Below are 23,900 nucleotides of genomic sequence, written 5' to 3' on the forward strand. Positions count from 1 at the left end.
TATAAATGAAGGAATGGATTACTAACATTTTTTCCGAACGGGAGGAAAAAGGAGATTTTTTTGGAGGAGTTGAAGATGAATTTATTAACCAACTTGAAAAAAGCTTAGATTGTAAATTTCCAGATAGCTATCGCTGGTTTTTAAAGCATTACGGTGGCGGAGGTATACTCGGAATAGATTTAACATGTGCAGGTTACAGAGATAATTCACCAATACTTTCAGAAACTGGAGTGTATCGTGAAATGGGACTTCCTAACAGCTATGTTGTGATATGGGATGTAGGTGAATACGTATATTGCCTAGATACATCAAGTCTTGTAAATAGTGAATGTCCAGTGGTAACGTGGGATTTTGTAAGTAAGAAGACCGTACTTGAAGCTAAAGATTTCTATGAGTTCTTATCTAGGAAATTGAAAAGCGCACTTGAAGATTATGAGGATTAATAGGTCATAGCTATTAAAGAATTTATCATAGCATTAATGATATTGAATATTAAAGTATAAAGTACATTTTTAAAATCGAATAAAATACAAGTTATCCAAAAGAGATTGGAGTAGATAATTTTTTCTACTCCTTTTATATTTTAATAAAATTCAAGACTTTTCTTCATTATCCTACTTACTTAGAGTGAATTTCCTTAAAGATTATTGACCAAATTAATATGAGCTGATTTAAATTATCTGGATATGTTTTCTACCTACAATACTGTATAACTCTTACACGTCTAGAAAACCGACTTTTTCTTTATGAAATTTTGCTTAGCGTACGAAATTCGCGTTTTGTTGGTGCTACCCCATCGCTATCAAGCTAAGCTCATACAACGTCAATTATAGTAAAGGTTGTTTCTTTTTTCTAAAGGCTAGGTGTAGGGAATTGAAAGATTTGCATACGAAATAAACCCTAATGGGTTTCATTTTTTTGATTTAAGCCGCTTGATTATTAGACATGGTACAATTGTAAACGACACCTAATATATCAAAGACTGTTTTCTTCTCATACCTATGAGATTTTCGCCCGTTTTGCTGTAGGAGGTTGAACAAGCGAATTAGAATCTTTGATAGCTCTTGGGTGTCTTTCTGTATAGCTTGGAAAAGAAGAAGAAAGTAATCTTTAATCATATATACGGCCTTATATTCACTCAGTTCTCGTTTCTTTTTTATAAGAAGTAATTGCCGCATTTGAAACATGGTAGAAGAACAGAGTAGAATGGCAATCAGTTGTCCATACAAATGGCATTCTAATCGTTCTCGTTTTATCTTTTTACAATGATGAATATGAAAGAATGATTTCCATGTTTTAAATATAATCTCGATTTGCCAACGTAAAGAGTACCAATCATGTACTTGTCCCATCGGGACAATATCTGTAGGGGTGTTTGTCATATATACATTGATACCACTGAGACGTTTACTACGAGGGGAATACTTCATTCCTTTCTTTTTTTCTCTTACAGCTTGATCTTGTAATCGTTTTTGTTGTTGTTCTTTTGTTAGCCGATGAACAATCACACGAGTTGATACTTTATCAGTCATTCCTACATAAGCGTCAGATATTTCATATGTTTGTCCTGGTTGAAGAGAGTTCATTACAACCTCCATATCTATCTGTATATACTCTGTACCTTTCTTGATTCTTCCATCTTGAAAATAATCAGGGTTGGGATTTTTTTGATAAATACGTGTATTTGATTTAATACGAGAGATATAGTAAGCCTTTTTATCTTGTATGTGTTGAAGATCTTTCAAATGAAAATACCCTAAATCTCGGATACATAAATCATTCACTGTCACAGTTGGAACACACAGAGAACCGTAGGTTCGATCATGTTGTTTCCCTGGACCCGTATGAATATGAAGGAACTGTCCACTTAATAAATCATACTCAAGCTGAATCTTTACTCCCGCTGTATGGCTGCATCCCCCTGCACCTGGATAAACGGATGAAAAAGGATCTGGAAGTTGAAATGCAGTTGAATCTAAAATACGAATACGCTTGAAAACAGAAGTATATGGAGAAGAAATCGGCATAGATGAGGTCAATTTTTTGCTTAATAGTTCGGCTAGTAGGTGTTGTAAAAGTTGGACGGCCGCCTTATTAAATCGTTGATTCAGTCCCTCAGGACTGATAAGTACTGCTGTTGATGCTTCTAAACAGCTAGATAATTGAGTTAAAGAAGTCATAGCTACATTTTGGCTCACCCATACACATAAAGCTATTAAATCTTTTGCTTGGTACTTACTGGTTCGTTGTACGAAACCAACATCTCTAGCAAGATTCCGTAAGGTATTTGGAGATAAAAAACTTTGAATCTCTTGAGCAAATAGTTGTAATTCATCAGACACAGAAACAGACATAAAAAACGCCATCCTTTCCTATTGGAGTGAACCCTGAGAATGAGACGATAAAAAACACCTCTCTAAATCGTAAGTATCAGTTATGATTTTAATGGAGGTGTTTTTCGTATGGGGAAAAAGGCGCATTATCCCGCCGAAATAAAGTGGAAAGTAGTTGAAATGAAACACCAAGGATTCAAAAATAAAGAAATTATGGATGCCTTAGGAATTAGACATGTGGCTCAAATTAAAACTTGGATGAAATGGTATCGTGAAGGCGAAACCTATCGGTTTGAACAATCTATTGGAAGACAATCTGCACATGGAAAAGGCTTAAAAAGGTTAACAGAACTTGAACAAAAAGAATTAGAAATACGATATTTAAAGGCAAAGATTATATTGCTGGAAAAGTGCCAAGAAATCTTAAGGAGGTGGGAGGAAAAGAAGAAATAATGAAAATGATAAAGGAACGGCAATCAATTTTTACAATTGCAGAACTGTGTTCCATATTTAATATTTCACGTGCTACTTATTATCGTTGGAAAAAACAGGAGAAAACAGTAACTAATCATGAAGAAAAAACCGTAATAGAAATATGTCAAGATCATAAATATCGGTATGGATATCGTCGGGTTACAGCTTGTCTACGTGATCAATTTAACATCGTAATGAATCATAAAAAAGTATTACGTATCATGAGAAAATACAACGTATTATCTCGGGTTAGAAAAAAGAAAAAGATATTTGTGCTCGGTCATGAACCAGTGGTAGCTAAAAATAGAATACAACGGAGATTTAAAGCTACCAAGCCTAATGAAAAATGGTTCACTGATATCACGTATTTGATGTTCGGCAATAAGACTCTTTATTTTTCATCTATTATAGATGGGTTTAACAATGAAATTGTAAGTTATAAAATAGCTGAGACACAAGATGTTTCTCTTGTATTAGATACTCTAAAAGAGGCTTTAAGAAAGCGAAATGTGATTGATACGATTTTACATTCGGATCAAGGAAAGGTGTATACATCAAAACAATTTCAAACATATGCCAAAGAAAAAGGCATTATCACAAGCATGTCTCGTACAGGAAACTGCCATGATAATGCCCTCATAGAATCCTTTCATTCTCATTTGAAATCCGAAGGATTCTATGCGCAAAATATAAAACAATCGAATAATGCTAGTATAATACAAACTGTGGATGAATACATCCACTACTATAATAATGAACGGATTCAGAGAAAATTAGATAATATGTCACCTATAGCTTATAGGAAACATGTTATCTAGGTGTTTTTTCTTTGTCTCACCAAATGGGGTCAGACCACCTATGATTCTACAGAAAGAATAGCGTATTTTTTCTTTTTATGGATACATTTTTTTAGCTCGATAGCGATGTAGTGTTACCTCAAATATAATTATTTTATTTGAAGGTCTCTTTTAAATTTGTTTCAAATCTTTTCATAGGTTGGTATACAAGAACGTGTAGTGATAAACCTATCACTGCAGTAATGTTTAAAATAATACTTATAATCATTAAAGACCATTCTATAACTGGAGAAAAGTATCCATTCATACTTAATGTAGAAGAACTTACACCAAGTGTTAAAATCACTATTAGTAAAGGTAAGTTTTTAACCAATTTGAATCCCCCCTTTAAACATAATATATTTATATTATTATATTACAAACTAGGTTATGTAATTAATATAAGATAGTTATCTATGGGAATTTAACATGTTTTTTCATTTTGGGGGTCACCTATTTTTTTAGCTTGATAGCGATGGGGTAGTACCACACATCCATCAACTTAAGGTATATTTTTATACAAAACGCGGTCTTTTCACGTAGTATTTTATTATCGTTTATAGATGTTATAAACGTAGGCATATCAAATAAACCCTAACGGGTTTGAATTTTTTTACTATGCTGCCTGATGAGTAGAAGTGGTATACTCATACACAACACCCAAAATATCAAAGACTGTCTTTTTCTCGATTTTTCCACACTGTCACACCCTTCCTCCATAGACTTCTTTCATTCAATAATAATAGATTCCATGTTAGAAATGAAATTTGCATAGCGTATGTTTTCGTTAAAATGTGAGCGGGACCTCATATTCTAGGTGCATTTTAGTTTCCTTGGAAACTAAAATGCGGTATACTTGTATACGTAACATATAATATTTATTAACTGGGAATCTATTATGTGAACATGTTTTTGTACGATTAGTCCTAATCAATCAAAAAAATGGAGGGTATGACATGGGAAATCATTATGATGTAGCAGTTGTTGGTGGTGGTCCAGTAGGATTAATGACCGCATGTGAATTAGCTATTCAAGGTATAAAAGTTGTTGTGTTGGAAAGAAGAGTGGATCGTATACGAAATTCTAGAGCAATGACACTACACCCTCGCTCCTTAGAATTGATGGCTATGAGAGGCATTGAAAATAGATTTTTATCTCGAGGAAAACAATTAGATACGGGTCATTTTGCTGCCCTAGAAACACGATTAAACTTCAAAGATTTAGCTACTGATTTTCCTTACACACTTTTTATTCCTCAATCTATTACAGAAGAAATATTAGAAGAACGTGCATTAGAATTAGATGTGGACATTAAACGAGGGCATACTGTGAAGAACTTAAACCAGTATGAAACATTCGTACAGCTAGAAATAGAGCAAAGAGAAAATATATATAAACTAGAAGTTCCATATGTGGTAGGCGCTGACGGTGCAAGAAGTATCGTACGCGAATTATCGCATATACCATTTAGTGGAACGGATACTACAGCCACTGCTATATTGGGTGATGTGATTTTAGAAGATATTCCAGATAATCCATTTTTCTCTACATCAAATATAAATGGGATAGTAATGATGGTACCGATTGCTCCTGGAGTATTTCGTTTTGCGATTGTAGATCCTGTAAATCAACATACACCTGTACAAATTGCTGTCACAGAAGAAGAGCTTATGGATAGCGTTTATCGTATTACAGGTAAACGTATTCAAATTAAGGAAACGCTTTGGCTTTCTCGTTTTGGAAATGCAACCAAATTAGCAGATACTTATCGACATTTGCGTGTATTCTTAGCAGGTGATGCGGCACATATTCATTTACCTGCAGGCGGACAAGGGTTGAATGTAGGTTTACAAGATGCTTTTAATTTAGGATGGAAATTGGGATTAGCTATAAAACAGAAAAAATATGAAAACCTATTAGAAAGTTACCATATTGAACGACATGCTGTAGGAAAAAAATTTTTAAAAGAGACACAAGCGCAAGAACAATTAATGATGAACTTTTCAAATGCTGGAGTGGAACTAAGAGAGCTATTTTCTCACTTGCTCACATACCCAGAAGTGAATCAAGATTTAGCTAAAAAAGTAAGTGGTCTAGGAATTATGTATCCACCTATGCATAATACCGAAAAATATCCATGGCTAGGAAAAAGATGTCCCAATTTTTCTATTTATGCACAAGATCAGAACAATCACACACTCTATGAAGTGATGCATGATGGGAAATTCATTTTATTGATACATCCTTCTGATGTAGATATGGTAGATAAAATAAACATTGATTCACATATAAGAGTGATTGTAGGACAAATACAACATTCTGAGTTAGAAAAAATAAGTGCAGTTTGGATTCGACCGGATGGTCATATAGCTTGGATTGCGCATACCAAGAATGACGTATCATTGGGTATTGAAAAAATGCAAAATAACATGTAATTCAATATGTTATTAACTAATCAGATTCTTTTGTAGTAAGGAATCACACAATTTCAAAAAAATAAAAAACGTTATTCTTTCTTTACTGCTTTCTAAGAAAGAATAACGTTTTTATAAATTATAAATTGGGTACTTTACCCAACACCATCAAGCCAAAGAAAACGAGATAGGGGTTCAGCCCATCGCTATCAAGCTAATATTTTGAAGTGTCCCCAAAACGAAAATTTTCTTCGTTTTGGGGAACTACCAATTTCTTAAGTTGATGGGCATGGGGTCTCGCCAACATAACGCGAATTTCGTACGCTAAAGAATTACTAAGTTAAAAACTGTTTTTTTTCGGTACGTTAACAAAGTTCCATTTAAAATTGTCGTTTTACACCTTCGCATTTTTGAGGAAGAAACATTTTGTCAGAAAACAATAAAATCTTATTAATTTTTATAATTAGTTGAATTTTTATAGAAATAATTCTCTTAATATATTAAAATAACATCGTATTATGTCAGATTTTAATTAGGGGAGAGAAATTTTATGTTGAAAAAAATTATTCCAGTTGCTTTAGCATTAAGTACAGTTACTTTTACTAGTGTATTTGCTGCGCCTTTAGCCCAAGCAAGTACAGGACCAAACCGCTACATAGATGTGCAAATGCTCGGTATTAACGATTTTCATGGGCAACTAGACACTGTAAAAAAAATTAACAATAAAGATGCAGGGGGAATTGAGTACTTAGGGGCTTATTTACGTGATCGTGAAAAACAAAATCCGAATACATTAAAGGTACATGCTGGCGATGTTGTTGGAGCAAGTACTCCTGTTTCAGCATTATTACAAGACGAACCTACGATCGAATTTCTAAATGATTTGAAATTCGATGTTGGAACTATAGGAAATCATGAATTTGATGAAGGTGTTGCGGAAATGAACCGCCTTATTTATGGTGGGTACCATGAGAAAACGGGGAATTTTAAAGGAGCAAAATTCCCGTATGTTGCTGCAAATTTCTATAATAAATCCACCGGTCGTTTATTTTTACCACCATTCACTATAAAAAAGGTACAAGGAGTTCCTGTTGGATTTATAGGAGTCGTAACAACGGATGTTCCTAACCTTGTTATGCCTACTATGCTAAAGAATGTAGAAATTACAGATGAAGTTGAAGCTATTAACAAATCCGTAAAGCAATTAAAAAAACTAGGCGTTAAATCTATCGTTGTTCTTGCACATAACGGAGGTACAACAGATGGGAACGGCGTAACAAATGGTGATATCGTCCGATTAGCAAATGAGACTGATCCAGAAGTCGATGTTATTTTTGGTGGGCATAGCCACACTTATGTAAATGGAACTGTTAATAATAAACTTGTCGTACAAGCAAATTCTTATGGTATGGCTTTTGCTGATGTTGATGTAAAGATTGATCGTAAAACACAAGATATTGTTGAGAAAAAAGCAGAAATTGTTACAACTTACCATGAAGGCATGGAGCCTGATAAAAAAATAAAGAAGAAGATGGAGAAATATCAAGCGAAAATCGCACCTCTTGTCAATGAAGTTGTAGGTAAGTCTATTGCTCCACTAGATCGTAAACTCAATACGGCTGGTGAATCTACTCTCGGAAATTTAGTTGCTGATGCCCAGCGTGCAACAATGCAATCCCAAATTGCACTTATGAATCCTGGTGGTATTCGTAATGACTTAGATGCTGGTGATATTACATGGGGAGAGATATATGGTATTCAACCATTCGGAAATCAATTAATAAAAGTAAATTTAACAGGTCAAGATATTCGTGATATTTTAAATCAACAATGGCAAAAAGACATAACAAGAATGCTTCAAATTTCAGGGATCCAATACACTTGGGATGCGAACAAACCTAATGGAGAAAAAGTAATAAGTATTCGCTTAACAAATGGAGAAGAAATTATTCCTTCTAAAACTTACAGCGTTGTTGCGAACGCATTTCTAGCTTCAGGTGGAGATGGATTTGTATCCTTTAAAAACGGTAAAGATGCTGAAACAGGACCAACTGATTTTGAAGCATTAGTAGATTATATAAAAAAATCAAAAGAACCAATTCAGTCTATTATTGATGGAAGAATTCAAAAAATAAATTAGTTTTTTATTAATCTCAAAAACAAATAGATTACCTGTACACTATACTTTTTAGTGTGCAGGTAATCTATTTTTTGTGGATTTGGAATAAAGTCTTACTGTGGCCAATGGGTATACCGTCTAGATGCAGAGTGCCGAAAAAAATGAAGTAAACAAAAAATCACCCCTAAACTAACCTTATGATAAAGAGAATACATTGCAAAAAAACAAAATTTGGAACTTCCTATTAGCCCAATATTAACTACACTACAATGGATTGAAGCTCATGTAGTTTTATATTCATATGAGTGAATTAAGGATTTCTTAAGAACCTATTAAGAAATAAGTGAGTTTTAGGAATTAGAATAAATGTATCTTAATGATAATAAGAGAGGTAATGGTTTAAACGGTAGTCCTTATAGTATGTCAAAAATTAATAAATTAGTATTTCAGGAGGTTTTTATGAAAAAGAAAATAATTATTGCACTTAGTGCTTCTACTATAATACTGACTAATTTTGTAGGAAGTACTTATGCAGATTCGAAAACAGAAGTTTCTGTTACAGCTCCATACAATACAAATCAAATAGAGGAATGGTTAGAAGCACATGCAAAGCCTTTAAAAACAACTAATCCAACTGCATCTCTTAATGATTTAAAACCACTTAAGAATATGGTAGGTTCAGCTTCAATCGTAGGTTTAGGTGAAGCTACGCATGGGGCTCATGAAGTTTTTACGATGAAACACCGTATTGTTAATTACTTAGTATCTGAAAAGGGCTTTACTAATTTAGTTTTAGAAGAGGGGTGGGACAGAGCTTTGGAACTTGATAGATATGTTCTTACTGGTAAGGGAAACCCAAGCCAACATCTATCACCTACATTTAAAACGAAAGAAATGTTGGATTTACTTGATTGGATTCGGCAATATAATGCTAATCCAAAACATAAATCTAAAGTGCGTGTCATCGGGATGGATATTCAATCAGTAAATGAGAATGTTTATAATAATATAATAGAATATATAAAGAGAAACAATTCAGATCTTGTGCCTAGAATAGAAGAGAAGATAAAAGGTCTTATTCCTGTAACAAAGGATATGAATACTTTTGAGAGCCTTTCGAAAGAAGCAAAAGAAAAGTATATTTCAGATGCTAAACAAATCAGTGCTTTATTAGAACAAAATAAAAGGTATCTAAATGGAAAATCCAAAGAGTTTGCATGGATAAAACAAAATGCCCGTATTATTGAACAGTTTACTACAATGTTAGCGTCACCTCCTGATAAACCATCGGATATCTTTTTGAAACATGATATCGCAATGTATGAAAATGCGAAGTGGACTGAAGAACATTTAGGAAAAACCATTGTTTGGGGACATAATGGGCACGTTTCGAAAACAAATATGATTCCTTTTATATACCCTAAAGTAGCAGGGCAACATTTAGCAGAATATTATGGGAAACGGTATGTATCTATTGGAACGTCAGTTTACGAAGGACAATATAATGTCTATAATAGTGACGGTGAATTTGGCCCATATGGAACATTAAAAGCAGATGATCCAAAAAGTTATAACTACATCTTTGGACAGGTCAAAAAAGATCAATTTTTTATTGATTTACGCAAGGCGAACGGAGTGACAAAAACTTGGTTAAACGAACAACATCCAATTTTCGCTGGAATAACTAGGGAAGGTCCTGATATACCAAAAACTGTTGATATATCATTAGGGAAATCATTTGATATACTTGTTCAAATTCAAAAAGTGAGTCCATCTCAACTACATCAATAAAATTAGAATAATGTGCCTAAATGACAACGTGAGAAGTGTTTCATATAACACTATGAAATTTGTGTTAATAGAGCAAGAAAAATAATCATATTAGAAAAAATCAGCAATGTAACTTATTAAGAGTAAAAAGAATCTTCAATATTTAAAGCGCAAAAAAACACCGAAGCGACATCGGTGTTTTTTTGTGCTTTCGGGCACAGATGCTACTTCAATCCTATCATTATAGAAACGATTTCGAATGTAAGGAATTCGTAAGGGATAGGTAAGGAAAAAGAGATTTTCGTTGTGTAGGATAAAAATATAAGGAGGCGTGAAGGGGGGATAAGTACGGCCTACATATAAAACAATCAGTAACAAGAGTGTTTTAAGGGAAAGGAGTATTTTCTATGGTTAATACGCATGTGGAAAAAGAGGGATTTACCGTTTGTTAAGACACAATATTTTTATAAAAATAACGATCAGTAAGAAAATTCAAATAGAGGAGACGGATACTTTATGAAAACACGCAATAAAATTACATGCGCAAGTCTAGCATTTTTAATAACAGGAAGTTCCCTGTTATACATAACACCAACCTCAATTGTAAAAGCAGAACCCATCCAAAATGTATCTAGTTCTTTACAAACTAATACTCAATACGATCGTACTTCCGTTAAGAAAGCAATGCGAGATACACTGCAACTTGGATACCCGGGAATACTCGCTCAAATTTCTAAGGGTGGTAAAACTTGGAGTTATACCGCTGGGGTAGCAGATCTGAGAACTAAGAAACCAATGAAAGCAGATTTTCGCTTTCGTATTGGCAGTGTAACGAAAACATTTATTGCAACAGTTCTACTTCAATTATCTGGAGAGAACCGTTTAAATTTAGACGACCCTATTGAAAAGTGGTTGCCTGGTGTCATTCAAGGAAACGGATATGATGGTAACCAGATTACGATCCGGCAAATATTGAATCATACAAGTGGTATTGCTGACTATATAAATTCAAAAGACTTTGATATTACGGATATAAAAAAATCGTATACGGCTGAAGAATTTGTAAAGATGGGGATTTCTCTTCCCCCAGATTTTGCTCCAGGGAAGGGTTGGTCTTATTCAAACACAGGATACGTAATACTGGGGATCCTTATCGAAAAAGTAACAGGAAACAGCTATGCGGAAGAGGTTGAAAATCGGATCATTGAACCGCTTGATTTGTCAAATACATTCCTACCTGGCAATTCAAGCGTGATTCCAGGAACCAAGCATGCCCGTGGATATTTACAACTAGACGGAGCAAGTGAGCTAAAAGACGTTACTTATATTAACCCAGGTAGCTCGGATGGAGATATGATCTCTAATGCTGACGACTTAAACAAATTCTTCTCTTATTTACTCAGTGGCAAACTACTGAAGGAACAGCAACTAAAACAAATGCTTACTACAGTTCCTACAGAAAGAGAGGGAACTAGATATGGCCTTGGAATTCTTGAAATTAAGCTTCCGAACGGTGTTACGGTATGGGGACACAGGGGTGCTGTTCCAGGGTTTTCCACTTTTGCTGGTGGAACACTTGGGGGCAAACATACATTTGCTATCAATGCAAACAGTTTAAACATTAATAATCCGGAATTTTTTAAAGATATTTTACTTGCTGAATTTAGCAAGTAGGCAAAAAGGAAAAACGGAAAAATTTTTTCATTTGTAATTTCAATCGGAATGGATTACCGCTTGAAATGAGTATAGAGAGAGGGGATGAAGTATGTAGAAACAATCAAACCAATCATGAGAGATGGCTAAGTAAAAGGATTGGTTTATACATTGGCCGATTAAAAGAGCAACACATATAATGAGTGATTATTATGTATATATTGTATTTGTATGGGTATTGTCACTAATTGTAAATTAGTATAAAGTGCGAAGTCTAATTTAAGACTTCGCACTTTTGCTATTTAACAGTTTTTATTATGAAGCTATTAACAATAGAAAAAGGAGAATGTAACTAGTTATGCGGATGAACCTTGGCACATGTGCTATGTAGGATTTTTTTTGGGGGATATACAAAAAATAAATTTAGAAGAATATATGAATTAGAGACAAGAAAGCCGAAGTGAATTGAAAACCTTTACTTTTTTGTTTTGGAAATAGTATTTAATTAAACAGTATGGTACTTTATTTTAATAATTGAACAACTGCCTACTAAAAAAATTGATAGGCAGTTGCTTTGCTTTTGGGTGAAAAAAATGATTTTTCTTTAATCTGTAATAACAGTTATAAATTAATTTTAATTATCTTATGAAATAGGAAAAAACAATATAAGTTATAATTATTACTTGTTTTTTTGTTTTACTTGTTCTTTTAATTCATCAAGAGTCTTACCGCTAATATTGTCAGTAATAGTTTCATGTATTTCATTTTTTAATACAATTGTTTTTCCTGCAAGTTGTGCTTTGGAAGACATTTTACTTTCATTAATAGTTTCTATGTTTGTCTGAAGGTCTGCTTTGTTATTTTCATCAAAGGTAATTGCGAATGGTTCAATTGCTCCGTAGTAGTTACCAAATAATTGATCCTTCTTCAAAAACATCATATATTTTTTATTAACCATAGGTTCGATATATAAAGGATCCTTATTTTGCACCTCTTTAGTAGTTATCTTAGTAGCCTTTTTTGTAACTGTGCCATCTGGTGCAACAACTGCATTAGAATCTTCAAGTTTTACAGTTTCAGCGAAACGATGATTGATTTTTATTTGTTTATTTTCATTCACACCTTTAATTGTTTCGGAAATGTTGAAATTATATAGATGTCCTTCAACGTAATTTTCTTTGTCCTCTTCCGATGGATTACTTGGATTACGTGCCATATTCCACTTAGAGTCAAGACCTTCATATTCACCAATTACAACTAGATCTGCTTCATTAATCATTTGATTTAAATCACTTGTAGCAGGGAAATCTTTACTGAGAATAACAGTTTCGGTATTCTTATCTTCTTCAGCAACAGGGGAGAAGTGACTATTAAATGCTGAATATCCTCCCAAACCAATTACTGTAGCCAAAGGTATTGCAATTACCATAGTTTTTGCTTTTTTACTTAACATTAAGAAATCATCTCCTTTTTCTGTTAATAGATTGCATTTACACCATTTTTATCATCAGTTTGAGGGACATGCATAATAGTACGATTACGATTGCTGTTCATAATTGAAGTACCATTGTTGTGACCTATTCCTATTGCATGACCAAACTCATGGACTCCTGTACTTTTAGCAACATTTGATTTTGTAATATTTGTATTACCTGCGTTAATATCACCAGCAAATTTCGTTACTTTTTTAGTGGATGTATTATAAGATGTCTTCATTCTTCCATAATAAGTAGAGGAACTTTCAAACCAAGAGTTTAATGTGTTCACAGAAGAAGAGGAAACTGTAAAATTAATACGAGAAGCAGTGTACCAGGCTGAATCGGCAGCTTGCCAACCGGATTTGATGATACTTGAGCCATCGTCTAATCTGTCTCCCCATTTATATGTAGCTGATTTTGAAGGCAGCCTCCATCCTTCTTTTACATAAGCTTCTGAAACGCCAACGCTTGAAAAAACAAACACAGTACCTAATAAAAATGCAGTAATCCCTTTTTTAAAATTCATATTATCCCTCCAAAGATTATTTTTAACAAGAGAATTATAGCACCATTCTCTTCTTTTGGATTAATATTTAGTTAACATTTAGAATATTTTGTATTGAGAAAATATAATTCAGGAGACTTTATTATAATGTATAAATATAAAGCAATGAAATGGTGTCTATGTTTATTCATATTTCCTTTTTTTATTATTATTGGTAAAACAATTTGGTCCAGTATAGATGTGGCAGGAGTGTCTAGCGTGTCATCGAATTCTGAAACTATAGTATTAAATAAGACATTCAAAACTACAAATCATTTAAGTGAAATGGTTGAAGAAGCAGACGTAATTGTACTAGGTAAATATGACGGCTTATACTCTAAATGGAATATGGCAAACAGTTCATCACATGGGATTCAAAGTGAAGGTGTTGAAGGCCATTTGTTTAGTTTTCATGTCAAAGAAATCTTAAAAGGGGACTATGTAAAGAATGAAATCTTAATAAATCATAGATATTCAGAAAATCTCGTATTAGAGGAAAGTAATGAAATTATTGATAAAAATGGAATCATTCTGAAAGGTGCTACGAAAGTGTTTACTAAAAAAGTAGAAAATAAAGATCCATTGTATATAAAACCAAAATCCGAGGAGACATATATAGTTTTTTTAAAAGAAAATAATAAGCTTGGACATTTTTATCCAGCTTTAGAACCTTTTATGATTGAATTTGATTTAAGAAATATTGCACACCTAAAGAGCAATCTAATAAATTGGGATAAAAATAAATATAAATTTGAAACAAAGGTTAAGGATAAAACTTTTTATATTGAAAATGAAATAGATGCAACCATCAAAGATAACATTAGCGGAAAAAAATTGAAGGACATTAAGGATTTTGTGAAGAGGACCTCAAAAATGAAATAACATTGTAATAAGCTATATTTCTATTATTAATTGAAAGTTATTACACTATAAATTCAGTCATTTATTATGTAACTGAGTGCATTTTAATAAGAAAATGTATTTTCTTTTAAAGCTAAAAAAAATTGAGTGCTTTTTAATTCATTAACTTTAGAAATTAAAACTTTTTATTTTGTTAGGTTGATGGGCATTCGATACGATTTCAAAGCCATTAACTTAATAAATTTATTAATCACATAATAAAAAATGAACTGAAATCTAATAAATAACGTAAAAGCTAAAAGGTTTTCGCTTTGGGAACATCTCAAAATATTAAATTGATGGTAACTTTGTTGTATCTCTTTAAACATACCTATATTAAAACCCAAATTTCTCAATTTAATGCTGAGAAATTTGGGTTTTTCTAAAGTAATCAATTTTTTAAAAAAATTTTAGAAATTTAAAGATAAAGTATTGTATACATGTAAGTATGATTAAAAATGCAAAGTTGTAAATGCTAAATTTAATTAAATACGCTTTACTCTCATTACCATTGGCTTGAATAAATAGTTTATAGGAGATTACACTGGCTAAAGATGCGATAATTGTTCCTAGCCCTCCAATATTTACTCCTAGTAATAAAGCTTTCCAATCAGAAGTAAAGTTTGATAGAAGAATTGAAGTAGGAAAATTGCTAATCAATTGACTCAAAAATATGGAACTAAAGAAGACTGAAGTATCTCCTCTTAAATTAGCGCGAGCAAATGTCTCCAGCGCATCGGAATGGGAAATGTTTCCGATAAAAATAAAAAAACAGACAAAGGTTATTAGAAGAAAGTAATCAATCTTAAATAGTAAGTTTCTATCTAACGTAAATGCTGCCATCAATGTGACTATTAGCGCAATGTAATAATTAATGACACCAAAAATAGATGCAATGATAGTGATAAGTATCAAAATCCAGATGGTAGCTTTTTTTCGATTCTTCACGGTAATAACAGGTAGTTCTATTTTCAAATCTGTTTTTTGAAGTTTTTGAGTAAATATAAATAACAAACTGATTCCAAGTACAGCTAAAAGCAGGATTGAACCTAAAAATGGGATGAGCTTAATTCCATAGTAAGAATATAAGTATAAATTTTGTGGGTTTCCCATAGGCATCAAGCTACTGCCGATGTTTGCCGCAATTGTCTGCAGGATGATTGTATCCATCATGTTCATTTGTGTTTTTTTACTAATGACAAGTGTTATTGGTACAAAAGTGAGGAGAGCGACATCATTTGTTACAAACATGGAGCAAATAAAGCATAACAAAATTAGAATAATGGATATTGACCTGCTGTTATTGCATTTATTTAAAATGGCAACGGCAAGTTTGTCTAATATTTTTAGCTGTTCAAAGGCCTTAATGGCCACCATTAGATTAAATAAGCTAATTAACACTTCAAAGTTAATATATTCGATCTTTGGCGAATATATGAAGCAGCTTACAATTGCTAGTATCAGTGAAATGGTAAGTACTATATCCTTTTTTAAAAATCCGAATTTCATAAGGAGTCTTTTTTTATTTTGAACGAATACTATTTCTTTCACAATACACCACCTGTAATCTATGTTAGTGAATATACATTTTTTGGATAACTCGATATTGCTAGAAAAGAGGATGTCATAAGGTCCTAAATAAGGGTTTTGTAATGTTTCATCCCTTCAACAAAATCCTTTTTTGCTTAGTGTCTTTAATGTTGTAAATATGTGCAATATAGACGAATCCAACTAGGGGAATTAATTGAGAAAACAAATGTTTTTTGTATGATACCATAAAAAAATTAAATGTTTTATTTTTTAAATATTCTAATAATATTCTATTGATTCTTGATTTCAAATACTTTATATGAAGTTCTAAAAGAGAAAAAGTATGCATGTTTTTATGAAGAAAATCGAGGCTTGTCAAAGGTTAGGTAGAACGGAATCCGCGACGTTTGAATTCTGTATAAAATTCACAAAACCTTAAAATATTTTTTTGTTTTTATAAAAACCTGTACTTTTTCGTAACATTCTGTACTCTTGATTATAAATTAAAGACAAGCTTCTCTTAGTCGAAGATTGAAAGCGCTTCATAGTTTTTCTATGAATTTTTTACCTAGCCTATTTTTGAGATTAGTAGTGAGAAAGGAGATATTTCCATGTTCTTGGGAAAATTAACAAAAAACCAGTTAATCACTATTGATTATTATGATTTAAATGTAAATCACCGGTAAACGAAACAAACATAATAGTACAACAACATTAGGGGATAAGAATATTAGTTTTACAGAAGGGGATAGAGCACCGTATGTATAAACGTGAAGTTCTTCAAAAATTCAGTTTTACAGTTACATGTTGTGATGTTTGCTTAAACAGACCAATCCTATTAATATAGAAAATTTTTATCCTTGTTGTATTTGAATATGAATGAGGTATTTATGCCAGGGAATATAGGTGATTTTATATAGATTATGATAGATAAATTTTTGGTATGGAGTGATAATATGGAAAGGTTTTTTGTAGATTTAGTCGGGTCAACGAATGATTTTTTATGGTCTAAATTGTTAATTATTATGCTTGTTATTTGCGGAATTTATTTTACATTTAAATTGAATTTTGTACAGTTTCGAATGTTAAAAGAGATGGTCCGTGTATTAATGGAGGGAAAAAGTGGTTCTAAAGATCAAATTTCTCCTTTTCAAGCGTTTTGTATTGGTATGGCAGCTCGCGTTGGAACAGGGAATATTACAGGAATTGCGATTGCGATTGCATTAGGGGGGCCTGGAGCTGTATTTTGGATGTGGATTATTTCTATTATTAGCTCGGCATCCAGTTTTGTTGAAAGCACATTAGCACAGATATATAAAGTAAAAGATAAAACTGGCTTCCGCGGTGGTCCATCCTATTATATGGAAAAAGGGTTGAATAAACGTTGGATGGGAGTATTATTCTCTATTTTAATCACAATTACTTTTGGTCTTGTATTCAATTCAGTACAATCAAATACAGTTACAATTGCTTTTCAAAACGCATTTGGTACAGATCGCCTAACAGTCGGGATAATCATGGCCATTGCTTTCGCTGCGATTATCTTTGGTGGTGTACAACGTATTGCAAAAATGGCTGAATACAAAGTGGTATTTTTAGCGGTATTATACATTGGAGTTGCATTATTTGTTGTAGTTACCAACATATCAAAAATGCCGGAAGTTCTTTCTCTTATTGTTCAAAACGCATTTGGTTTTAAACAAATAGCAGGAGGTTCAATTGGTGCAGCACTTATGAATGGGGTTAAACGTGGTTTATTTTCAAATGAAGCTGGTATGGGAAGTGCACCAAACGTTGCTGCAACAGCAACAACAAGTCATCCGGTGAAACAAGGACTGATTCAAGCATTTGGTGTATTAACGGATACACTGATCATTTGTACTAGCACTGCCTTTATTATTTTGCTTTCTGATGCATATAAACAACCGGGGTTAAATGGTATTGCACTTACACAAGCAGCATTAAGTGAACACATCGGTTCTTGGGCATCGGGTTGTCTTGCTATCTTTGTTTTTTTATTTGGATTTGGTGCGTTAATTGGCAACTATTATTATGGTGAAACAAATATTCGCTTCTTACATACAAGTAAAGTGTGGTTAATGATATACAGAATAAGTGTGTTGGCTATGATTGTATTTGGTTCCGTTGCAAAGATTCAAATTGTATGGGATTTAGCGGATTTATTTATGGGCTTTATGGTTATTATTAATTTAATTGCTATTACCTTACTTTCAAAAGTAGCATTTGCGGCGTTACAAGATTATATAAATCAGAAAAAAGCTGGTAAAGATCCTATTTTTTATAAAGAAAACATTAAAGGGCTTAAAAATATTGAATGTTGGGATAATTATCAGAAAAATTCAAAAAAGAAAAGTGTGTAATAAGAAAGATATTCAGACTGCAATATGTCTGAATATCTTTCTTGGTTCTAGTGCAAATAGTATTGATGATATTAAAGAAAAAATTATTCTATATAAAGTTAATAGTACGGGGGAATATTGTTAAATGATAGAGGATTCTAGCGTTCAAGTTGAGAGTCAAGAAAAAGTTTGCTTAGATCAATGGGTAGCTCATTATCGAACGTATGCAGCTAAGGGACGAAGCGCCAGTTATATTCCAGCTCTGGGGGAAATAAATGTATCGCAGTTAGGTATTTGTATAGTAAAGCCAGATGGAACAATGATAAAGTCAGGAGATTGGGAGGTACCTTTCACATTACAAAGTATATCAAAAGTAATCGGTTTTATAGCCGCTTGTTTAAGTCGCGGTATTTCTTATGTATTAGAACGAGTTGACGTAGAGCCAACTGGAGATGCCTTCAATTCGATTATTCGTTTAGAGATACATAAACCAGGAAAACCTTTTAATCCTATGATTAATGCTGGAGCGATTACGATAGCTTCACTTTTGCCAGGGACATCGGTGCAAGAAAAATTAGAATCTATATACGTATTAATTGAGAAAATGATAGAGAAGCGTCCTGCTATTAATGAAATAGTATTTCAATCAGAATGGGAAACGGCTCATCGTAATAGAGCTTTAGCATACTATTTAAAGGAGAATGGTTTTCTAGAATCAGATGTGGAGGAGACACTAGAGGTTTACCTAAAACAATGTTCGATTGAAATAAATACAGAAGATATTGCCTTAATAGGACTTATACTAGCACATGATGGATATCATCCTATTCGAAAAGAACAAGTGCTTCCTAAAGAAGTAGCTAGGTTAACAAAAGCTTTAATGCTTACTTGTGGAATGTATAATGCTTCTGGCAAATTTGCCGCTTTCATTGGGTTACCAGCTAAAAGTGGGGTATCCGGCGGAGTTATGACACTTGTTCCCTCAAAATCTAGGAAGGATTTACCGTTACAAGATGGATGTGGTATTGGTATTTACGGACCAGCCATTGATGAATATGGGAATAGTTTACCAGGAGTTATGTTGTTAGAACATATTGCAAAAGAATGGGATTTAAGTATATTTTAAAAAGGAGCACAGATATTTTGGTGTCAGAGCGAGTCCAAAAGTGTTCAGACCTTATAATGTGTCTGAACATTTTTGAGTTATAAAGTAGAAGAATGTAATGAATATTCACAATCTGTAATGCTTTCGTTTATATTTTATTTATCAGTTTTTGAAAAAAATAGAGTAAGTGTTGTATTAATGTAAATAGGTTTGTATACTGACTGTTAGGCGAAAGTGAGAAGTGATTATTTTGAATCTTAGTAATTTAGTAAAAAAAGACATCTATATTCTCGTTTTAATGATACTTACAGTACCCTTAGTAGGTGAAATAAAGTCATTTCCCTTAAATGAAACATTTAGAATGAGCTTTGGTGCACCAACATTTTTCTTTTTTTTATTATTGTTTCGACGAGTTCCAGCATTTTTACCGGGTTTTTTAACAGCAATAGTCGTGGTAGTATTTCGTATCTCAATGGATGTCATTATAAAGGGAAATATGGATTGGTTAGCCGCTTTTCATACTCACTATCCTAGTTTTTTCTTTTATTTTACGTATTCGTATCTCTTTCATTTAGCAAAAATCAAACGTTTTTATCATCAACCACTAATGATTGGTTTTATTGGTTGCATTATTGAAATATTGTCAGACTGTGTGGAATTAATGATTCAATATTTTGTATTAAAAACATCGATCACATCCGAGGCAATAAATGAAATCATTGTTATCGCATGTTCCCATAGTTTTATAGTTCTAAGCTTTTTCAATATGATGAAATTGTATGAAGCGCAATCAAGGGAGAGACACATAAAGAAACAAAATGAACACATGCTCATGCTCATCTCTAATTTATATGAAGATGCTGTTCATTTAAAAAAAACATTACAAGATGCTGAGAATATAACAAAAAAATCCTATGATTTATATAAAATCTTAGACTCTTTTGAGCATAAACAGATGAATTTTCAGTTTCAGGATTTAAGGCAACAGGCATTACAAATTGCTGGTGAGGTCCATGATGTTAAAAAGGATAATCAACGTATTTTTGCGGGGCTTTCAAAACTAATTTCTGATGAAAGTTTTACAGATTATATGTCTGTACATGAACTGGTAAATATCATTATACGGGCGAATACGAAATATGCACAGTTACTAGAGAAAGACATCCAATTTGTGTATAAAATTGATGGTGTACATTCTCATTATCATATTTATACAATCTTATCTATTATAAATAATATCGTTACAAACGCTGTAGAAGCTATCCAAAGTATGGGAACCATCACAATTGACATTAATAAAGACCACCATTTTGTTGAATTTCAAATAGGCGATAATGGTCCCGGTATTTCTTCAAAATATAAAGATTCAATTTTTGAGCCTGGTTTTACTTCTAAATATGATGATTTAGGCAATCCATCGACAGGCATCGGACTATCGTATGTTAAAGAAATGGTCGAACAACTAGAAGGTGATGTTACGCTTGAGGACAGAACCGAAGGAAAAGGATCAATTTTTATAATTAGATTAGGGATTGATCATATAATTTCGAAAGGGTGATTCTATGTATTTTTATATAGTAGATGATGAAAAAGCGGTTCGCTCAATGTTGGCTCAAATTATCGAGGATGAAGATCTTGGAGAGGTTATAGGAGAAGCTGAGGATGGTTTATCTTTAGAGCAATACATGCCAATCCTTAAAAATATAGACATTTTATTTATCGATTTGTTAATGCCGATTCAAGATGGAATAAAAACAATTCGTCAAATAAAGCCTTCGTTTAAAGGGAAAATCATCATGGTCTCTCAAGTAGAATCAAAAGAATTAATTGCTGAAGCTTATTCGCTTGGCGTTGAATACTATATTATTAAGCCAATTAACCGGATTGAAGTATTAACAGTTGTTCGGAAAGTCATTGAAAGAATTCGTTTGGAAAAATCGATAAAAAACATTCAAGAATCGCTTAATACGGTACTAAAATTGGATAGTAATTCAAGTGCGCAAGAAAAATACCGTAATGAAAAACATTTAAATACTTTTAATCATTTTCAAAATTCCATTCATTTTCTTTTGTCTGAATTAGGAATAGCCAGTGAAAGTGGAAGTAAAGATTTAATGGATATGCTAGATTATTTATATAAATATGAACAAGATAACACGTTGGAACAAGGTTTTCCCTCACTAAAAGAGATTTTTATAAATTTAGCTCAAAAAAAACTTGGGGATTCAGCTGAGGATGCCGAATTAAAAAGGTTCATAGAAGCTTCCAAACAACGGATTCGGAGAGCAATTTATCAATCATTAAACCATTTAGCATCCCTTGGACTTACTGATTTTTTAAACCCGAAGTTCGAAAATTATGCTTCTAGATTTTTTGATTTTACTACCGTAAGGAGAAAGATGACAGAATTGAATAATGAACCAACAGTACCTGCTCGTATTGATACGAAAAAATTTATTCAAGTTCTTTATTTTGAAGCAAAACGAATACACTTGGAATTAAGATGATAAACTCTTGCTCATTATTACTTTCAATTAATAGATTGATAGTTGTTTTAAAGTTATTTGTTTTATATAGTTTTTCTAAGAGAGTATTTTCCTTTATTTCATATTGGTTTTAAAATCAGAAAATTCCGTATCGATTCGGTAGAAATGTACTAACTTAGAACAAAAGAATATGTATTTTTTACACATTAATATTCATTTAAAAAACGAGTATTTCCAAAATAAAATATAACTACATAGTAAGTTGAATTTTAAAAAAAGATGCTATCTTCTAGCATCTTTTTTTCTTTAAGAGGGAATATCATTGATACTTATATTATTTAAAATTCAAATGTGGGCATATAAATAAGGGAAAAAAAGCTATTGAAAAAGAAGTAAAGCACTTAGTATATCATGTTACAAAAAAATACAAAAAGAATATCAAGTCGATATTGCGGGTTTTGGCAACCAATTTAGAATTAAACACCCGAGAACATGGGAGAAAGTCAAAAAAGATTGGGATCGAACATTTAGTAAAGTACCGATTAAATATCATATAAATGTAACTAGACAAGATTATGGAGTGTCAAGTTTAAAACGGTGAGACGTCTTAATCGACCTTATATTTACACAAAAAAAGTTACAAAAATTTTAATTTAAAAATTTTTGTAACTTTTTGTTTTTTTATGTCCTTCTTATTATAGATTAAAGAAATGATTTTATTAAAAGTTCATTATTTCTTTACCCTATACATTTCTTTTGCGCTATGAAGCAGATCACAGTAGTTACCATTGGCGTTTTATTTAACGTTAGGAAAGAGGAATCGCTATATGTCTTGAATAGGAGGGAGTTCGAAGTGCAAGCGAAAGCAGTGCAAATAAAAGGGGTTTTTGAAAATAAGTAATTATTAGAGGTATATGTAAGCTCTATATAGGAAGGAGAATTTTTAAATTCTATTGATAAACCTAGTAATTGTAATAGCCCTTATTTAGAATAATATTTTCAAAATCAATAAAATTTAGAGTAGAAGGAGCAAGAGCAAATTATTATGAATAAACAAATAGGATTCATCGGATGTGGAAATATGGGTATTGCTATGATAGGTGGGATGATTAACAAAAATATAGTGTCTCCAGATCAAATAATTTGTTCAGATTTAAACGTTAGTAATTTGAAAAATGCTAGTGATAAATATGGCATAACTATAACTACTAACAACAATGAAGTCGCTAACAGTGCTGACATTTTAATTTTATCAATCAAACCAGATTTATACTCATCGGTAATTAACCAAATAAAAGATCAAATAAAAAATGATGTAATCGTTGTAACTATTGCTGCAGGAAAAAGTATTAAGAGCACTGAGAATGAATTTGATAGAAAGTTAAAGGTTATTAGGGTAATGCCTAATACACCGGTACTTGTTGGAGAAGGAATGTCTGCGTTATGTTTTAATGAAATGGTTACAGAAAAAGATATAAAAGAGGTACTGAACATATTTAATATTTTCGGCCAGACGGAGGTCGTAAATGAAAAACTAATGGATGTTGTTACATCTATTAGTGGTTCTTCTCCAGCATATGTGTATATGTTTATAGAAGCCATGGCAGACGCTGCTGTACTTGGCGGTATGGCGAGAAAACAAGCTTATAAATTTGCGGCTCAGGCTGTATTAGGTTCTGCAAAAATGGTATTGGAAACAGGAATACATCCAGGTGAATTGAAGGATATGGTTTGTTCTCCAGGTGGAACGACAATAGAAGCCGTAGCAATACTAGAAGCAAAAGGTTTAAGAACAGCTATCATTTCAGCTATGAAACGTTGTACGCAAAAATCTATGGAAATGTCTAGTTTAACTAGTAAGTGAGAAGTGAATTTATATAATATTTCAAATCTATTTA

General features: G+C 32.4%; 17 protein-coding genes and 1 pseudogene. 13 read left to right on the forward strand and 5 right to left on the reverse strand.

Annotation, left to right across the window (positions count from 1 at the left end; translation table 11 throughout):
* The first annotated feature begins 5 nt into the window (after positions 1–5).
* The gene (locus QCI46_RS11845; RefSeq protein ID WP_353840328.1) at positions 6–443 is read left to right on the forward strand and encodes an SMI1/KNR4 family protein; all 438 of its coding nucleotides are present in this window, start codon (positions 6–8) and stop codon (positions 441–443) included.
* Positions 444–923: 480 nt separating this feature from the next.
* Here QCI46_RS11845 and QCI46_RS11850 read toward each other — a convergent pair whose 3' ends face one another.
* On the reverse strand, positions 924–2,354 hold the full coding sequence (locus QCI46_RS11850) for an IS4 family transposase (RefSeq protein ID WP_353840329.1): 1,431 nt from the start codon (positions 2,352–2,354) through the stop codon (positions 924–926).
* Between the two features lie 108 nt (positions 2,355–2,462).
* On the opposite strand from QCI46_RS11850, the gene QCI46_RS11855 reads away from it, so the two are divergent.
* A protein-coding gene (locus QCI46_RS11855) for an IS3 family transposase (protein ID WP_098818981.1) occupies positions 2,463–3,625 on the forward strand; the annotation gives its coding sequence in 2 pieces (ribosomal slippage) (positions 2,463–2,730 and positions 2,730–3,625; 1,164 coding nt in all).
* A 133-nt stretch (positions 3,626–3,758) separates the two neighbouring features.
* On the opposite strand, the gene QCI46_RS11860 is transcribed toward QCI46_RS11855, so the two are convergent.
* Positions 3,759–3,977 carry a hypothetical protein gene (locus QCI46_RS11860; RefSeq protein WP_353840330.1) on the reverse strand — a complete coding sequence of 73 codons (219 nt, stop codon included), beginning with the start codon at positions 3,975–3,977 and terminating at the stop codon, positions 3,759–3,761.
* A 622-nt stretch (positions 3,978–4,599) separates the two neighbouring features.
* Between QCI46_RS11860 and QCI46_RS11865 the strand changes: the two genes are divergently transcribed.
* From QCI46_RS11865 to QCI46_RS11880, 4 genes are all read left to right on the forward strand, one after another.
* Positions 4,600–6,078, forward strand: coding sequence for an FAD-dependent oxidoreductase (locus tag QCI46_RS11865; RefSeq protein ID WP_098063566.1), 1,479 nt, complete (start codon positions 4,600–4,602; stop codon positions 6,076–6,078).
* Between the two features lie 529 nt (positions 6,079–6,607).
* Positions 6,608–8,197 carry a bifunctional metallophosphatase/5'-nucleotidase gene (locus QCI46_RS11870; RefSeq protein ID WP_353840331.1) on the forward strand — a complete coding sequence of 530 codons (1,590 nt, stop codon included), beginning with the start codon at positions 6,608–6,610 and terminating at the stop codon, positions 8,195–8,197.
* 438 nt (positions 8,198–8,635) lie between these two features.
* Positions 8,636–9,967, forward strand: coding sequence for an erythromycin esterase family protein (locus tag QCI46_RS11875; RefSeq protein ID WP_353840332.1), 1,332 nt, complete (start codon positions 8,636–8,638; stop codon positions 9,965–9,967).
* A gap of 495 nt (positions 9,968–10,462) precedes the next feature.
* The gene (locus tag QCI46_RS11880; RefSeq protein WP_088081167.1) at positions 10,463–11,620 is read left to right on the forward strand and encodes a serine hydrolase domain-containing protein; all 1,158 of its coding nucleotides are present in this window, start codon (positions 10,463–10,465) and stop codon (positions 11,618–11,620) included.
* A 658-nt stretch (positions 11,621–12,278) separates the two neighbouring features.
* Here QCI46_RS11880 and QCI46_RS11885 read toward each other — a convergent pair.
* A complete protein-coding gene (locus QCI46_RS11885; RefSeq protein WP_000949362.1) occupies positions 12,279–13,052 on the reverse strand; it encodes a hypothetical protein in 774 nt (257 codons plus the stop codon).
* Between the two features lie 23 nt (positions 13,053–13,075).
* Complete coding sequence (locus QCI46_RS11890) at positions 13,076–13,603, reverse strand: matrixin family metalloprotease (RefSeq protein WP_353840334.1); 528 nt, start codon at positions 13,601–13,603, stop codon at positions 13,076–13,078.
* Positions 13,604–13,729: 126 nt separating this feature from the next.
* Here QCI46_RS11890 and QCI46_RS11895 point away from each other — a divergent pair, with 126 nt between their 5' ends.
* Positions 13,730–14,503, forward strand: a complete 774-nt coding sequence (locus QCI46_RS11895) for a hypothetical protein (RefSeq protein WP_353840335.1) — start codon at positions 13,730–13,732, stop codon at positions 14,501–14,503.
* A 417-nt stretch (positions 14,504–14,920) separates the two neighbouring features.
* On the opposite strand, the gene QCI46_RS11900 is transcribed toward QCI46_RS11895, so the two are convergent.
* Positions 14,921–16,072 (reverse strand): anion transporter, encoded by a 1,152-nt coding sequence (locus QCI46_RS11900; RefSeq protein WP_088081164.1) that lies wholly within the window; start codon positions 16,070–16,072, stop codon positions 14,921–14,923.
* Positions 16,073–17,007: 935 nt separating this feature from the next.
* Between QCI46_RS11900 and QCI46_RS11905 the strand changes: the two genes are divergently transcribed.
* From QCI46_RS11905 to proC, 6 genes and pseudogenes are all read left to right on the forward strand, one after another.
* Entirely contained in the window at positions 17,008–18,432 is a 1,425-nt protein-coding gene (locus tag QCI46_RS11905) for an alanine/glycine:cation symporter family protein (protein WP_282896038.1), read from the forward strand.
* Between the two features lie 124 nt (positions 18,433–18,556).
* Positions 18,557–19,537, forward strand: coding sequence for a glutaminase GlsA (glsA, locus tag QCI46_RS11910; RefSeq protein WP_088081162.1), 981 nt, complete (start codon positions 18,557–18,559; stop codon positions 19,535–19,537).
* A 220-nt stretch (positions 19,538–19,757) separates the two neighbouring features.
* Complete coding sequence (locus QCI46_RS11915; RefSeq protein WP_088081161.1) at positions 19,758–21,074, forward strand: ATP-binding protein; 1,317 nt, start codon at positions 19,758–19,760, stop codon at positions 21,072–21,074.
* Positions 21,075–21,078: 4 nt separating this feature from the next.
* Positions 21,079–22,023 carry a response regulator gene (locus QCI46_RS11920; protein ID WP_000274093.1) on the forward strand — a complete coding sequence of 315 codons (945 nt, stop codon included), beginning with the start codon at positions 21,079–21,081 and terminating at the stop codon, positions 22,021–22,023.
* A 350-nt stretch (positions 22,024–22,373) separates the two neighbouring features.
* Positions 22,374–22,603: pseudogene (locus QCI46_RS11925) on the forward strand (Ger(x)C family spore germination C-terminal domain-containing protein); the annotation flags it as partial.
* A 444-nt stretch (positions 22,604–23,047) separates the two neighbouring features.
* Entirely contained in the window at positions 23,048–23,866 is an 819-nt protein-coding gene (gene proC / locus QCI46_RS11930; RefSeq protein ID WP_001041303.1) for a pyrroline-5-carboxylate reductase, read from the forward strand.
* Positions 23,867–23,900: the final 34 nt, after the last annotated feature.

The organism is Bacillus cereus group sp. RP32, from assembly GCF_040459735.1.
GTDB lineage: Bacteria > Bacillota > Bacilli > Bacillales > Bacillaceae_G > Bacillus_A > Bacillus_A wiedmannii.

Coding starts and splice junctions, on each gene's coding strand:
- QCI46_RS11920 (WP_000274093.1), top strand. CDS start 21,079: ATGTATTTTTATATAGTAGATGATGAAAAAGCGGTTCGCTCAATGTTG.
- QCI46_RS11905 (WP_282896038.1), top strand. CDS start 17,008: ATGGAAAGGTTTTTTGTAGATTTAGTCGGGTCAACGAATGATTTTTTA.
- QCI46_RS11845 (WP_353840328.1), top strand. CDS start 6: ATGAAGGAATGGATTACTAACATTTTTTCCGAACGGGAGGAAAAAGGA.
- QCI46_RS11880 (WP_088081167.1), top strand. CDS start 10,463: ATGAAAACACGCAATAAAATTACATGCGCAAGTCTAGCATTTTTAATA.
- QCI46_RS11890 (WP_353840334.1), bottom strand. CDS start 13,603: ATGAATTTTAAAAAAGGGATTACTGCATTTTTATTAGGTACTGTGTTT.
- QCI46_RS11850 (WP_353840329.1), bottom strand. CDS start 2,354: ATGTCTGTTTCTGTGTCTGATGAATTACAACTATTTGCTCAAGAGATT.
- QCI46_RS11870 (WP_353840331.1), top strand. CDS start 6,608: ATGTTGAAAAAAATTATTCCAGTTGCTTTAGCATTAAGTACAGTTACT.
- QCI46_RS11865 (WP_098063566.1), top strand. CDS start 4,600: ATGGGAAATCATTATGATGTAGCAGTTGTTGGTGGTGGTCCAGTAGGA.
- glsA (WP_088081162.1), top strand. CDS start 18,557: ATGATAGAGGATTCTAGCGTTCAAGTTGAGAGTCAAGAAAAAGTTTGC.
- QCI46_RS11885 (WP_000949362.1), bottom strand. CDS start 13,052: ATGTTAAGTAAAAAAGCAAAAACTATGGTAATTGCAATACCTTTGGCT.
- proC (WP_001041303.1), top strand. CDS start 23,048: ATGAATAAACAAATAGGATTCATCGGATGTGGAAATATGGGTATTGCT.
- QCI46_RS11875 (WP_353840332.1), top strand. CDS start 8,636: ATGAAAAAGAAAATAATTATTGCACTTAGTGCTTCTACTATAATACTG.
- QCI46_RS11895 (WP_353840335.1), top strand. CDS start 13,730: ATGTATAAATATAAAGCAATGAAATGGTGTCTATGTTTATTCATATTT.